Below are 12,773 nucleotides of genomic sequence, written 5' to 3'. Positions count from 1 at the left end.
GCGTCTTGCAAAAGTCGGTGCGCGCCGCCTACAGACAGTCCATGCTGCGGTGATAGCTGAGATGACCGGGGCAGTAGCGCTTCTCGATCCTCGATCAGACGCCAGCGAACGAGCAGGGCTACAGCCATGGCAGTATTCCTAGCTAATCTCACGGACGTCTCGTTTACCGTTCGCGCGCGGTGGGCGACCCGGACGCGGTCTTTCGGTCAGTGTCTCACTGGCGGCGAAACCAAGCGGGTGCGCTTGAACGAAGCACACCCGAACATTCGGACGCTTGCGATGAAGTGTGAAATTCCCTTTGGACATGCATTTGATAGACGGGATATCTCCGTCAAATAGGATATCTCTTTCAAGGGTGTCGCGGGTGCCGTCGTCCAGCACCTTCGCGGGGGGCATTAAGCTGAGGATCGACGGGCTGGAGGTGGTTTGTCGGCTGGGTGCATGTGTGGGTCATGCGGGCGCTCTCGTCACATCCGAAACCGTTGCGTGCGGTCCGGCCCGGTTGGAGGTTTTGAATGACCAGTCGCGAAGGCGCGCGACCTTGACGAAAGCGTCAAGCGCCGGCGAGTAGCGGCGCCCCTGCACGGCCAGTAGCCGCACCTCCCGCGAAACCGGCGAGCCTTCGAGCGGAATGGTCTTGAGCGCTGGAAGGCGAGGCATGTGCTCGGGCGCGAGGATCACGCCAAAGCCGGCGGCGGCCATGTGCTGAAGGTGCAGGTCGTGACCGCTGCAATGGCCAAGTTGGGGCGGTTCCTCAGGGAAATACGACTGCCGGATCTTCACGGCTACGTCACAGTCAGCGCGTTCCAGCAAGATGGTCTCACGGAGGTCGTCGATGCCGATCGAGGGACGGTTTGCCAGTCGATGTGTCGGCGCAAGGACCGCGACGTAGCGCTCCTCGAACAGTGACCAACCGTCGATACGATCGGGCACGTCCTGCACGTCCCCGACCATTGCCGCGCTGATCTCCCCCTCGAGCAAGAGGTCGACGAGCTTGTCAGTCGCGACCTCGCGCAGCTCGACGTGGAGGCCGGGAACGAACTTCGCAATCTCCGCGATCGGGTCGACGACAAGCGAGGCCGAAATAGACGGGGCGAGGCCGATCTTCAGTGGCGCGACGTCCTTGCGCTGGAACTCCTGGGCTCGGCGACGCACGGCCTCTGCCGAGGCCAGCGTCCGCTCCAGCATCGGAAGGACTTCCTTTCCAAGATCGGTGAGCTGCGTCAGCTGACGCTCGCGGTAAATCAACTGGCCGCCGAGTTCCTGCTCGAGCTTCTGCACCCCTTTGGTCAGGGCGGGCTGCGTGACATTGCACTGCTCGGCCGCGCGGGTGAAGTTGAGCGTCGATGCGACGGCGAGGAAATAGCGAACTTGATGAAGCTCCATCGGGTCGATATCACTCCAACACGACGTGACAGGTATGCCTCAACGATGAAGCGTAGATGTAATCTGCATGCAAACGTTGGAATGGTCCGGCTCTATTGTTTGGACGCGCGGACACGCTTTCTAGAGCCTCTGCGAGCATCATCCCTGACTCGCTCTTGCCATTTGTCTCTGACGTAGGCAAGGGGCGCTTAGTCGTCCTGCAACCGTGTTGGTCGCGCAGTGAAGAATGGCGCGGCTTTCCTTTCAGCCGGGAGGCGGTTCGCCGAAGCAATCTCTTACGATTGTGTAGTTTGATGGCACTGCGCGTCGCTCTCCCTCTTAACGCGGGGCTATCCAAGATGTGATTTTGCGTCGATGACGGTTGATTTGTACTCAGTTGGAGAAATGGCGATCTTTCGAAAAAGAATCGTAACGCCGACAACTGAGGTACCAATGTCAGACATCCTGAAGAAGATTGAAGCTTACAAGCGCGAGGAGATCGCGGCCGCCAAACAAGCGCGTCCTCTTTCCGAAGTCGAAGCATACGCAAAGATGGCGCGACCGCCACGTAACTTTGTCGGGGCGATCCGCGACAAGCATGCCGCCAGCGAATATGCGCTGATCGCCGAGATCAAAAAGGCTTCTCCGTCAAAGGGCCTCATTCGCGCCGATTTCGATCCGTCGGCGCTGGCAAAGGCCTACCAGGCCGGCGGCGCCGCGTGCCTGTCGGTGTTGACCGATACACCCTCGTTCCAAGGACACCTCGACTTTATGGTTGCGGCGCGCGCGGCAACTGATCTGCCAGTGTTGCGAAAGGATTTCATTTTCGACGTATATCAAGTTGTTGAATCGCGCGCGCATGGCGCCGACTGCATCTTGATCATCATGGCCGCGCTCAATGACAGTGCCGCGAAGGAAATCGAAGACGCCGCACTAGCGCTCCGCATGGACGTTTTGATCGAAATCCACGACCGCGCCGAACTCGATCGTGCCCTGAAACTCCGCTCGCCGATGATCGGCGTCAACAACCGCAATCTGCGCACTTTCGACACCACGCTCGACACCAGCGAGGCGCTGGCGCCGCTGATACCAAAGGAACGACTAATCGTCGGCGAAAGCGGCATCGTCACGCCGGACGATCTAGCTAGGTTGGAACGGGTCGGCATGTCGACGTTCTTGGTCGGTGAGAGTTTGATGCGGCAGCCAGATGTGGCGGCAGCAGCGCGCTCGCTTCTCACGCGGGACAAGGTCCGCGACGGCGCCGGTCGGGGTCCGGAGCGATCGGCAGGAATTGCATAGCGAGCTGGAGCGCTCGAGTAACTTTGGTACGGTTGGCCTCAGTTTGATAGCAGTTCGCATGGAGAGGTGCGGAGCGGCAGTAGTTTAAGCTCCACGCAGTCGACGTCCTTGCATATCCAGGCTTCGACGAGCCTGCGGATATCGTAAACGCCAGGCCATCACAAACACCGCCCGATACATTCAACGGCTAATGTACGGCACCGCTAGAGATCGCTGCCGTTCGGATGATCATCCGTTTTCCGAGCTGGTTACTTTCCTCGCCAGCAGGTGCCGCACAATCACCGCCGTAGCTGAGTTATGGGAAATTGTAATCCTGACGTGACACCGAGCGGCCACCATGCACTGAAAGCGTTGTGTCCGTTTGAGTCAGAAATCGCCGGTATCGACCATCCGGACCGCAGCGCAACACGGGAGACTGCTTGATGCAAGATTACGTTCTGGGGCATTCGAAGCGGGAGCTTCGCCGGTTGATGCTGCAGGCAGACAACCTGCGCCCGATCACGACGCGGCTACTTCGCGAGATCGGGCTGGCTCCAGGCATGCGAGTCGTCGACCTCGGTTGCGGAGCAGGGGATGTGGCCATGCTCGCAGCGGAAATTGTTGGAGCGAGCGGAGCCGTCGTCGCGATCGATCGCAATGCCGCTGCGATCGCAATGGCACGTGACCGGGCGCGCGCCGCTGGTCACGCAAATATCGAGTTCGTGGAAGGCGATGCCTCCAAAATGATTGGTCCTGGAAACTGCGACTTGGCTATCGGTCGCTATGTCTTGGTGCACCAGAGCGACCCGGTGGCACTGATCCGCGCGGCGGTCACTCATCTGCGGCCGGGGGGCGTAGTTGCCTTTCATGAGGTGTTCCTTCTCGGGACGTGGTGGTCCTTTCCTATGGTGCCGTTGTGGGAGGATACCTCCGACCTCATCGGTAAGACGTTTCGCTCGGTCGTCACGCACCCAGATGCCGGAGCTCGGATGGTGGAGTTGTTCTACAAAGCGGGAGTGGGGTCGCCTCGCCTGTTTTCGGAGACCCCGGTGGGAGGCAGTTCTGATTCGCCTCTTTACGCATGGGCGGCAGAGACCTTGCGCACGCTGTTGCCGAGAGCTGAGGAAATTGGCCTTGCCGCACCCGGCGAGGTCGACATCGACAGACTTGAGGTCCACCTGCGTCAAGCGGTGACCGCAGCCCATGCTCAGATCGGTTTTGCCCATCAGCATTGCGGCTGGTCGCGCGTCTGACGGCGCCTGTCCATTGATGGACTAGTTGCGCGAGACCTCTCGATCGATGCGCTTTCGGTGTGCCCAGTATGGTCGGTTGATCTCGCTGATCAGACCTGGTCCGCACCTCGCCTCATTATACGAACGTTGCCGAGCGGACGCGGAAGTATTCTCCGCAGCTATGAAAACCATATTCGCCGCGCATTGGACGATTTCGGTGCGTACTGCGACAACTGGGCAGTTGAGACTCAGATTTCATCGAGCAACGCTGAGGTCGCCGAAACGAAGTGCGGCGGTCGGAAACGCTGGCCGCAGGCGCACTGGACTGCGAGCCAGGATCAAGGCTTCTCGCTCGTTGAGGTCCGCGGGCGTGACATTCAAGTTTTGAGACCGCGCAATGACATCATTCGGTCCGGAAGGCCGCTCCGAAATGGAGGTGGCGGCCGACGTCACATGCCTCCTCGTCGAGGACGACCATGATTTGCGCAACTTGATGAAGACCTATCTGGGGGAATATGGCGTCCGCGTGATCTGCGTCTCTCGGCCGCGCGAAGTGGCGCCGTTGCTTGTAAAAATTCAACCCGATCTGATCTTGCTTGATTTGCAGCTCGGGCAGGAATGTGGCCTCGATCTCCTTCGTGAACTTCGCGCTCTATCCAGTATACCCATCATTGTCATTACCGGACGCCTCCGGGACGAAGCCGATCGAGTCGTTGGGCTTGAGCTGGGAGCTGATGACTACATCAACAAGCCGTTTAGCTTGAGGGAATTGCTGGCCCGTATCCGCGCTGTCTTGAGAGGCCGTCAGGCTGGATCGACCAAGCGGCGGAGCCGAAATGAAGCGGGCCACCTTTGCTTCGGCGGATGGAGGCTCGAACGGCGGACACGCCGCCTCACCAATCCTGGCGGTGACCCGGTCGCCCTCACCAAGAGCGAATATGCGCTGTTGCGGGCATTTCTTGAGGCGCCACAAAGGCCCCTTTCACGCGAATATCTGCTGCAGGCTACACGGGTCCACGACCACGCATTTGTCCGCAGCATCGACATGCAAGTCATGCGCTTGCGCCGAAAGCTCGAGGACACGGAGCACGGCCGCTCCATCATTCGCGCCGAACGCGGTGTCGGCTACGTCTTCACTCTTTCCGTGGAGGCTTCATGACACTGGAGGTGAGCCCTTGCCGGCGCAAATTGCACGAAAGAGGCCTGCATGACTTCTTCCTAAATTGTGGGAGCTGAAAATGAGGTCGATACCATGGCCTCCCACCTCATCGGTCATACCCGCCATGCCGGCCCGAAGAGATTTGCACGGTGAGGTCTTGGCCTGCGCGTCATTCATCAACTGAATGAACGGTTCGCGGCCTGGACGCTTGCGCTCGAAGGAGACCGCCGCAAATTTAGTGACGCGAGCCATATCGGTCGGCGGACGCGGATTTTGTACACTGCATGACTGCCTGAATGCTGCGCGCCAGCTCCGTAAGGCGAAAGGGCTTGCGGATGATCGGAAATTCATCCACGGCATTATGCCGTTGCAACGCGTCTCTCGCGTAACCCGATGTGAGCAGTATCTTGATGCCATGCCGCAGTCGCCTCGCGTCGCGCGCAAGCTCAACTCCGCTCATGCCGTTTGGCATCACGATATCTGTAAGCAATAATTCAAACTCCTGGTCGCTTTGCAACATTCGAAGCGCCTCCGCGCCGCTCCGGGCGCAAGAAACCTGATACCCGCGCATGGTCAGCATTTCCGACGTGACCTCGAGAATATCCGTGTTGTCATCGACCAACAGGATGCGTTCCGAGCCGGACGTTATCAATTGAGCCTGTTTGACCTCTTTCTCGACTTCAGGTTTCTGCGTAGCTTTAGGCAAATACAGCGAAATCGTGGTTCCCTCTCCAGGCGCGCTTTCAATCGCGACATGTCCTCCGGATTGTCGGACAAAGCCATAGACCATGCTGAGACCAAGTCCGGTTCCCTTGCCAACCTCCTTGGTCGTAAAAAACGGTTCAAACACCCGATCTTGGACTTCCGGATGTATCCCGCACCCTGTGTCGGTTACCGATACCCTGACGTAGGGTCCCGCTAAGCACCCTGTCAGGGCACCTTCTTCCACAACGATGTTTCGGGTCTCAATCTGGAGCGTGCCGCCATCAGGCATGGCATCGCGTGCGTTCAGCACCAAGTTGAGAAGAGCCGCTTCCAGCAGCGATGGATCAACATAGCATAGCCACAATTGATCGTCGGTCCTTAACTTGACCTCGTATCCCGCTCCGACCGCCTGACGAACGAGATCCTGAAACTCTGAAATGCGCTGGCTGGCATCGAACACCTTTGGATTCAATGTCTGGCGCCGTGAAAACGCCAGGAGCTGTGCTGTCAGTTTTGTCCCACGATCAATTGCACGCTGCGCGGCAGCGGCGAACTTGCGAACCTTGCGGACATCCGTGGCCGTCTCGACGAGTTCGAGGTTCGCGGAAACGACCGTGAGCAAGTTGTTGAAATCGTGCGCCATACCGCCTGTAAGCTGACCGACAGACTCCATCTTCTGGCTCTGGTGGAGCTGTTCTTCCATCTGGCGCCGAGCCTCCAATGCATGCTTGTGCTCGGTGATGTCGCGGAGAAAAATCGCGAAGCCCTGGCTGGAAGGGAACGCATTGATTGCGTACCAGATATTTCGCCGTGGGCAATAAATTTCGACGAATGCCGGCAGTTGCTCTGAGGTCTTCTCTTCGATTTGGTGCAAGACTTCAATTTGGCGATGGTCTTGAAACGCCTCGAACAGTGTCTTGCCGATGATATCATGGCCCTCGGCGATCGACGCCCAGGCCGGTCCGTTAAGGTACCGGATGCGCCAGTCCCGATCGACGATGAGCACGCTGTCATTCGTACTTTCAAAGATGGTCGTGATCCGAGCGGCGGCTTCTTCGGCCACATCCTTCGCTTTGGACAATTCCCTCTCGCGGCACTCTAACGCATCGGCCATAGTGTTGAACGCGTCGGCGACGAGCGCGATTTCTCCATCTGCGCCGATGTCCACGCGTCGGGAAAATTCGCCCAGTCGCCATTGGTTTGCGGCATCAACCAACCGTCCAAGCGGTCGGTGGATAAACTGTCGGGCGCCTAATGATGCGAGCGCCAACACCAGCGTAGTGCTCAAGAAAATGAGAAGGATATCTCGCAGCGTTTCACGTTGGATCTCGGTGAAAGCCTGCGCCTTATCGAGACCGAAGCTGATCACGAATCCGCCGGAGCCGTCCTCGAGGACGACGTAGCTTTGGATCCGCTCAATACCATCGACGTCGACAATATCGACAGCGTCGCGGCCGTCCATCGTCAGATGCTTGAACCCGGGCATCTTCGTTCCGACGAACCGGTGGTTATCGGGATAGCGAGCGAGGTAGGTGCCGTTGCGGTCCATGACGGCGAGCGCAGAGCCTGCCGAAGCCTTTCGGGCGACGTAGTCGCCGAGCCAGTCCAGACCGAGACTCGCAATGATGACGCCGCCCATACTCCTGTTGTCGTCGTAGAACGGCAGTGCAAACTGTATGACTTTTTGGTCGGACGATAGGCCTATCGAAAACTCACCGACCGTAAAAGCGCCGGTTGCGAGTGCACGGGTGAAGTATGCGCGCTTGGCAACGGCAACCTGCTTGCCGTCAGTGTGACAAAAGCTAAGCCCGTTCAAGTCGGTTACGATAATGGTAATGAATGCCGGAAACCGCTGCTTTATCGCGCTGAGATAAGCAATGCATCCCGCACTATCCCTCGACTTGATTGATGGGACTTCCGACAGCGCGACCAAGACCTGGCGAATTCCCTGGACGATTTGTTGCTGGTCCGCGGCCGCAAGCTTGGCGAGGCTAAGCGCATGGTCCTGTACGTCGAGCTGGCGCGCACGCCGTCGATCGAATTCATTGTACCCCTGTATCGCGATCGCCGGCAAAAGTGCAACTGCCACCAGCACGAACAGTCTCGACAGAAGAGTCACTTCCGATCTGGCCCCAACCCTGGGAATCTCGTTTGGACAGAGGCGATTGCCGTGCCGATCAAGGGAACAGCAGTCGGTGACCACCCTCCATGCGCGAGTTTCCCGAACTCAGACGGGTTGGACCGACATTTCCAAAAGGCGCGCGCCGCGCGCGCAAAAGTCGCCTGCACAATTTCGCTGCTTATTCTGAGGTCATAGTCGACCCGTTGTATGAGCTGGTACTCCCCGAAGAGCTGAAAGGCTGATACCATCCCAGTCTTCATCTCATGCCAATTCGTCCTGGATACGCTAGTGTCGAATTGCGCGACAGTATGAGGCGATAAGCGTCACAGCATGGTTTCAACGCGGATGAAGCGCGTTACAATTGTGACAGTTTCGCTGGCTTACAGTCGCAATAGCGATTTGTCGGCTCACCGATGGAGCTCCAGGCAAGGGATCGTCTGAGGGGCATTGGTGAAATCGGTCAAGCATATCGTCGAAGCCTTTGGCTCGACGCTGGCACTAGCCACTGGTAGCGGGATTAATGAGCCGCGCTAACGCGCGGTCTGTCGCGACGAACGTCGATCAACGATCCTAATTCATCAATGTCACGCATCGTTTCGATCGAGTGAACCGACGCCACTAATTTAAACACCTTATGCCGCGACCGCCTGGCTATTGTTTCTATAGCTGGAGGTGATTGGACGGTCGGCGCTTCGCGACATATGTCCAAGCGAAGAAGCATGATCAAAGAGAAATGCTCGCGAAGCTTGAGGGACTCGTCACATCAACCGGTCTATGCGGCCGGCGCTACTTCGAAGACCACCAGGACAGCCAGCTAGGCGATCTGACGTCCGAGCATGAGATTAAGGAGAAGCTGCTATGAACCGCGCAATGTCGCCAGCCCTCAGCTTTGGTGTCTTTGATCATTTGGATCACGCAGGCGGCAATCTTCACCAGCAGTACAACGACCGACTAGAAATCGCTTCAGCTTGCGATGAGGCTGGCTTTCGCTCCTATCACGTCGCCGAACATCATGGCACGCCACACGGCCTGGCGGCTTCACCCAACCTGTTCTTGTCCGCCGTGGCGCAACGTACAAGCAGGCTGAGGGTCGGGCCATTGGTCATGTTGTTGAATCTGTATCACCCGTTGCGTGCATTTGAAGAGATCTGCATGCTGGATCAGCTGAGTGGGGGTAGACTCGACCTTGGTGTCGGCCGTGGCGGCGTCCCGCTCGAACTGTCGTTTTTTGGCGTTGCGATCGCTGAGGCACAAGATCGCTACAACGAGGCAGTCGAAATCGTTATCAAAGCGATGAAAACGGACGCCCTTACGTATAGCGGCCGTCATTTCAGCATCTCTGACGTGCCGATCACGCTCTCACCCATCCAAAAGCCGCATCCGCCGCTATGGTATGGGGCGACGAAGCCGGAAACGGTTCGATGGGCGGCTCAGAATTCGATCAACATCGCGTGCGTCGGAACGAGCAGCGCAATTCGGTCAATCACGGATGAGTACCGCGCGCATTGGATAGCGCGACCAACGCAGAAGATGCCATTGCTCGGCATGGTTCGCATTGTCGTGATAGCCGAGTCGGACGTTGAGGCAAATGCTCTTGCAGCTCCCGCCTACGCGCAATGGTTCGAGACATTTACCTTCCTTTCGCGAACTCGCAATTTGCCCCTACCGCCGAATCTGCCGAAGTCCTTTGAAGAGGCACAGGAGGAGGGGTTCTGCTTGGTCGGATCGCCATCCACCGTGCGAGAGGCGCTCGAGGAGCAAGCCGTTGAGGCGGGGGCTACGTACTTGATGTGCCAACTCGCGTTCGGAAATTTGCCGCTCGCGGCATCGCTCCAAACGATCGCGGCTTTGCGATCGACCATCATTCCCGATTTCTTGCGGCATCCGTCAGACGCGCAAGGGGAGGGTCATTGAAGGCGATGGCCCGCGCCGCAGGTAATGCATCAGGACATTGGCTCATTGAGCAGTGAGGATCAGCAGCTCCATCGCCTTCGAAATCGGTTAAGGGACTGATTGATCGTAGCTATTCGCGCGGGCTTTGACAGAACAGGCTTGCCTGCCAGTCGTTTCCGGAGGGCAGGTCAAGCGTCGGCGATGAGTGAGGCGATGTCCTCGAGCGGTCGCCCGCTGAAATCATTCGGGAGCTCACCTATGATCTTTCCCTTCAGGTCGCCGTGGAAGTGTTCGCGCATCTTACCTAGGGTCCTTGGGTCGGAGACAACGACTAGGTGTTCTATGGTCCCGTCCAAGCAGAGCTTGTTCAGGAATGCGGCCGTAATCGCTGCGAAGTCGTCTTCGACGAGCCGCCTGCCCTGGAGGTTGACAACGCCGACGTGAGGCCGTGCACACGAGCTGCTGGGGAAGCGGACAGGCGAAGCCGCCGTAATCTCGACCAAGTGTACCCCGGGTTTCACGCCTGTATTGTGGAACATGCGGATCGACTTGCCGTCAGCGACTGCTACTGTCGTACCGATAGGTAGAATCATCGAAAGATCTCCTCTTCAGGATGCGACAGCTACAACACTTGCCTGCCCGAAAAGTGGTCTGTACTGCGGTGGACCGGACGGTCGAGACGACCGGGCGGATCATGGGCTTACTTGTCGAAGTGGTCTCCGGAGTCGTTCGCCGGCCAAGATGGCGTCATGGCCGTTGCTGGGCTTACAACGTAAAATACTCCACCGTTGGATGACGGCCTGTACGCGATCTCCGTGCCGACGATGGCGTCTCGGAGCGGAGCTGTGTGCACGCGCGGGAGGAAGAGACGTACCTGCGTGCCGGCACCCCGCTCGCTCTTAATACAGATCGTGCCGCCCCGTCCTTCTGCGAAGCGCCGGATCTGGGTAAGTCCGAGTCCCGTGCCGCCTTCGGCCTCTGTCGTGAAATTTGGGGCCGGCAAAAGGGCCTTCTCGGGCGTGCCGTCAGCGTCGTCGGCGACGACGATCTCGACGGATCTCCAGGCAGCGTCGGCGGAGGGCTCGACGTTATGTGCCGTGACCGATATCGTGCCGCCCCTTGGCATGGCATTGGCCGAGTTTCGGCAAAGATCCAGCAAAGCGAAGTACAGCTCCTCCGGGTCGGCATTGAACGCCCATAAGTCAGGGGCGATGTCGATGCGGACCGCGATGTCCGCAGGCAACGTCCAGTAAAGCGTGCCTGCGATCGCTGCGAGGCGAATGCGTGAGACAAACCCGTCGATCGGCTTCGGGCATGGTTGCTCGGCGTCGAGCGGCCGGTTGGACAACGCGCCTTGTGCAATCTCCTCCTGCATTTTGCCAAGAACGGCCTTTCGGTGTGCGGCGTCGCTCTGGCCCTCCAGTAGCAACGAGCCGCTGTCGATCACGACAAGGAGGTTGTTGATGTTGTGGACCAGGAGCTGCGTCGGCTCCGTTATGGCGCGCATCCCATTTCGCCCGCGAGGAGCGACCACACCGCGCGCGTCGGAGGTCGCGCCGGTATGGCATAAAATCCCCGACACCTCGCCATCGGACCCGACGAGCGGGATCTCAACGTACTTGGAGGCGATGAGACGGCAACAGCAGTCACGGGTGCCTCGCACCCTTGCGCTAAACGCACACTCCACTCCGAGCGCGACGCCAGCGCTGTCCACGAGCACGACCACATCCTCTAGCGGCAGGACTTCGACAGAGCTGGGCAATGAAACGCCGATTGTCTCTTTGATCTGCATATCGGACCTCTGACCTGCGATCTTTCAGGGGAACAGCGACTTGCCCGTCTGGGCGCGAACTTCATGCCTGGAGACTGAGTTCATGACGGACGAAAGGAAAATCACCTCTCGCCATGAAGTCGATAGCCGAGCGTTATCGGTTGACTAAAAGGCCGGTGACTAGCTGCAGCGGAGGCGCGCCGGTTACCCAGCGAGACTTGCCGAGCGGAACTCCTTGCGACGCCCAATCGGCGTGCGGTGACCTCATGGGCGCGACAGGTTGCTGAAGCAGCCGCTTGGTGCACGCCGGCCCGATGCTGAACGCGTGCGGCCATCATAACGCCCGGCTATCGACTTCATGGCGTGACGTCACTTCCCATTCGCCGCAGGCAATTCAATGCTTCAACCATATTGCGCTTGGCCGGCGCGTAACATCGAGATCGGGTACGTCGAAGCGTTCCAGGAGCCAGATACGATCATGTTTTCTGCGATTTTCGAGATCCGCCCGAATGATGGGAATTGGGATGAATACCTTGACAACGCCAAGCTGCTGCGCCCCGAACTGCAGCGCGTCGAGGGCGTCGTCGACAACATCGGCTACAAGAGCCTGATCCGCGACGGGTGGTTCCTTTCGCTTTCGAGCTGGCGGGACGAGAAGTCACTTGTCCGCTGGCGGACCAACATGCGCCACCGCGAAGTCCAGCAGAAGGGCCGCGACGAAATCCTCGCGGACTACCACTTGCGCGTTGGTGAGATCACAGCCGACAACCAGGTGCCTGCGGGATACGTTCTGACCGAGCAGCGGCTCGACGAGACTGAGGTCGGGGAGGGAACGACGGTCACGCTGATCAACGCGACTCGCCCCGCGGAATGGAAGCGGACCGACAACCCGTACGACTGCGCCGAATGGCTCGGACTGAACCCTTGGGCTGCCGACTGTATGTCCTGGGACATCTTCGATGCGGTGCTGACGCCCGGCGACCTGATTCTGCTCATATGCTGGAAGGACGCCGCTGCAGCGCGGGCCTATGAGGATGCTTTCGCGCCGATCGACAAGGCAAGAGTCCGAAGGGTCCGGATTGTTCGCGACTATGGGAAATACGACCGTCGCGAGGCGCCGCAATATTACGCAGATACCAAGGGCGGTGAGACACTTCATGTCTGACGCTGCTCGGTCGCGAAGGCGCCGTCAAGACCGGGTCCCCACTTGGGATGGCGCCAGCCCACCAGGCGGAGCTTCCCGGGACG

Annotated in this window: 9 protein-coding genes; 5 read left to right on the top strand and 4 right to left on the bottom strand. The window is 58.8% G+C overall.

The features are described from left to right. Positions 1 to 450: 450 nt before the first annotated feature. Positions 451 to 1,386 carry a LysR family transcriptional regulator gene (locus ACVMB1_RS29990; RefSeq protein ID WP_456849577.1) on the bottom strand — a complete coding sequence of 312 codons (936 nt, stop codon included), beginning with the start codon at positions 1,384 to 1,386 and terminating at the stop codon, positions 451 to 453. Positions 1,387 to 1,818: 432 nt separating this feature from the next. On the opposite strand from ACVMB1_RS29990, the gene trpC reads away from it, so the two are divergent. The 3 genes from trpC (at position 1,819) to ACVMB1_RS29975 (ending at position 5,034) form a co-directional block, all read left to right on the top strand. Beyond that, complete coding sequence (gene trpC, locus ACVMB1_RS29985; RefSeq protein WP_456849575.1) at positions 1,819 to 2,664, top strand: indole-3-glycerol phosphate synthase TrpC; 846 nt, start codon at positions 1,819 to 1,821, stop codon at positions 2,662 to 2,664. Positions 2,665 to 3,086: 422 nt separating this feature from the next. Next, on the top strand, positions 3,087 to 3,896 hold the full coding sequence (locus tag ACVMB1_RS29980; RefSeq protein ID WP_456849573.1) for a class I SAM-dependent methyltransferase: 810 nt from the start codon (positions 3,087 to 3,089) through the stop codon (positions 3,894 to 3,896). 376 nt (positions 3,897 to 4,272) lie between these two features. Beyond that, positions 4,273 to 5,034 carry a response regulator gene (locus tag ACVMB1_RS29975; RefSeq protein WP_456849571.1) on the top strand — a complete coding sequence of 254 codons (762 nt, stop codon included), beginning with the start codon at positions 4,273 to 4,275 and terminating at the stop codon, positions 5,032 to 5,034. Between the two features lie 235 nt (positions 5,035 to 5,269). Here the strand turns inward: ACVMB1_RS29975 and ACVMB1_RS29970 are convergent, their stop codons facing one another. Beyond that, on the bottom strand, positions 5,270 to 7,834 hold the full coding sequence (locus tag ACVMB1_RS29970; protein ID WP_456849569.1) for an ATP-binding protein: 2,565 nt from the start codon (positions 7,832 to 7,834) through the stop codon (positions 5,270 to 5,272). A gap of 885 nt (positions 7,835 to 8,719) precedes the next feature. On the opposite strand from ACVMB1_RS29970, the gene ACVMB1_RS29965 reads away from it, so the two are divergent. After that, entirely contained in the window at positions 8,720 to 9,775 is a 1,056-nt protein-coding gene (locus ACVMB1_RS29965) for an LLM class flavin-dependent oxidoreductase (RefSeq protein WP_456849567.1), read from the top strand. A 167-nt stretch (positions 9,776 to 9,942) separates the two neighbouring features. On the opposite strand, the gene ACVMB1_RS29960 is transcribed toward ACVMB1_RS29965, so the two are convergent. Further along, positions 9,943 to 10,347 carry a baeRF12 domain-containing protein gene (locus ACVMB1_RS29960; RefSeq protein WP_456849565.1) on the bottom strand — a complete coding sequence of 135 codons (405 nt, stop codon included), beginning with the start codon at positions 10,345 to 10,347 and terminating at the stop codon, positions 9,943 to 9,945. A 107-nt stretch (positions 10,348 to 10,454) separates the two neighbouring features. Next, a complete protein-coding gene (locus tag ACVMB1_RS29955) occupies positions 10,455 to 11,546 on the bottom strand; it encodes an ATP-binding protein (RefSeq protein WP_456849563.1) in 1,092 nt (363 codons plus the stop codon). Positions 11,547 to 12,003: 457 nt separating this feature from the next. Here ACVMB1_RS29955 and ACVMB1_RS29950 point away from each other — a divergent pair, with 457 nt between their 5' ends. Continuing rightward, positions 12,004 to 12,690 (top strand): antibiotic biosynthesis monooxygenase, encoded by a 687-nt coding sequence (locus tag ACVMB1_RS29950; protein WP_456849560.1) that lies wholly within the window; start codon positions 12,004 to 12,006, stop codon positions 12,688 to 12,690. Positions 12,691 to 12,773 lie beyond the last annotated feature (83 nt).

The sequence above is a fragment of the Bradyrhizobium sp. USDA 4504 genome (assembly GCF_054063995.1).
The sequence above is the reverse complement of the archived record's forward strand: the minus strand, read 5'-3'. Positions and strand labels throughout refer to the sequence as shown.

What these genes read in the sequence shown, in the direction of transcription:
- ACVMB1_RS29955 (WP_456849563.1), bottom strand. Translation starts at nt 11,546, where the DNA reads ATGCAGATCAAAGAGACAATCGGCGTTTCATTGCCCAGCTCTGTCGAA.
- ACVMB1_RS29990 (WP_456849577.1), bottom strand. Translation starts at nt 1,386, where the DNA reads ATGGAGCTTCATCAAGTTCGCTATTTCCTCGCCGTCGCATCGACGCTC.
- ACVMB1_RS29980 (WP_456849573.1), top strand. Translation starts at nt 3,087, where the DNA reads ATGCAAGATTACGTTCTGGGGCATTCGAAGCGGGAGCTTCGCCGGTTG.
- trpC (WP_456849575.1), top strand. Translation starts at nt 1,819, where the DNA reads ATGTCAGACATCCTGAAGAAGATTGAAGCTTACAAGCGCGAGGAGATC.
- ACVMB1_RS29960 (WP_456849565.1), bottom strand. Translation starts at nt 10,347, where the DNA reads ATGATTCTACCTATCGGTACGACAGTAGCAGTCGCTGACGGCAAGTCG.
- ACVMB1_RS29950 (WP_456849560.1), top strand. Translation starts at nt 12,004, where the DNA reads ATGTTTTCTGCGATTTTCGAGATCCGCCCGAATGATGGGAATTGGGAT.
- ACVMB1_RS29965 (WP_456849567.1), top strand. Translation starts at nt 8,720, where the DNA reads ATGAACCGCGCAATGTCGCCAGCCCTCAGCTTTGGTGTCTTTGATCAT.
- ACVMB1_RS29975 (WP_456849571.1), top strand. Translation starts at nt 4,273, where the DNA reads ATGACATCATTCGGTCCGGAAGGCCGCTCCGAAATGGAGGTGGCGGCC.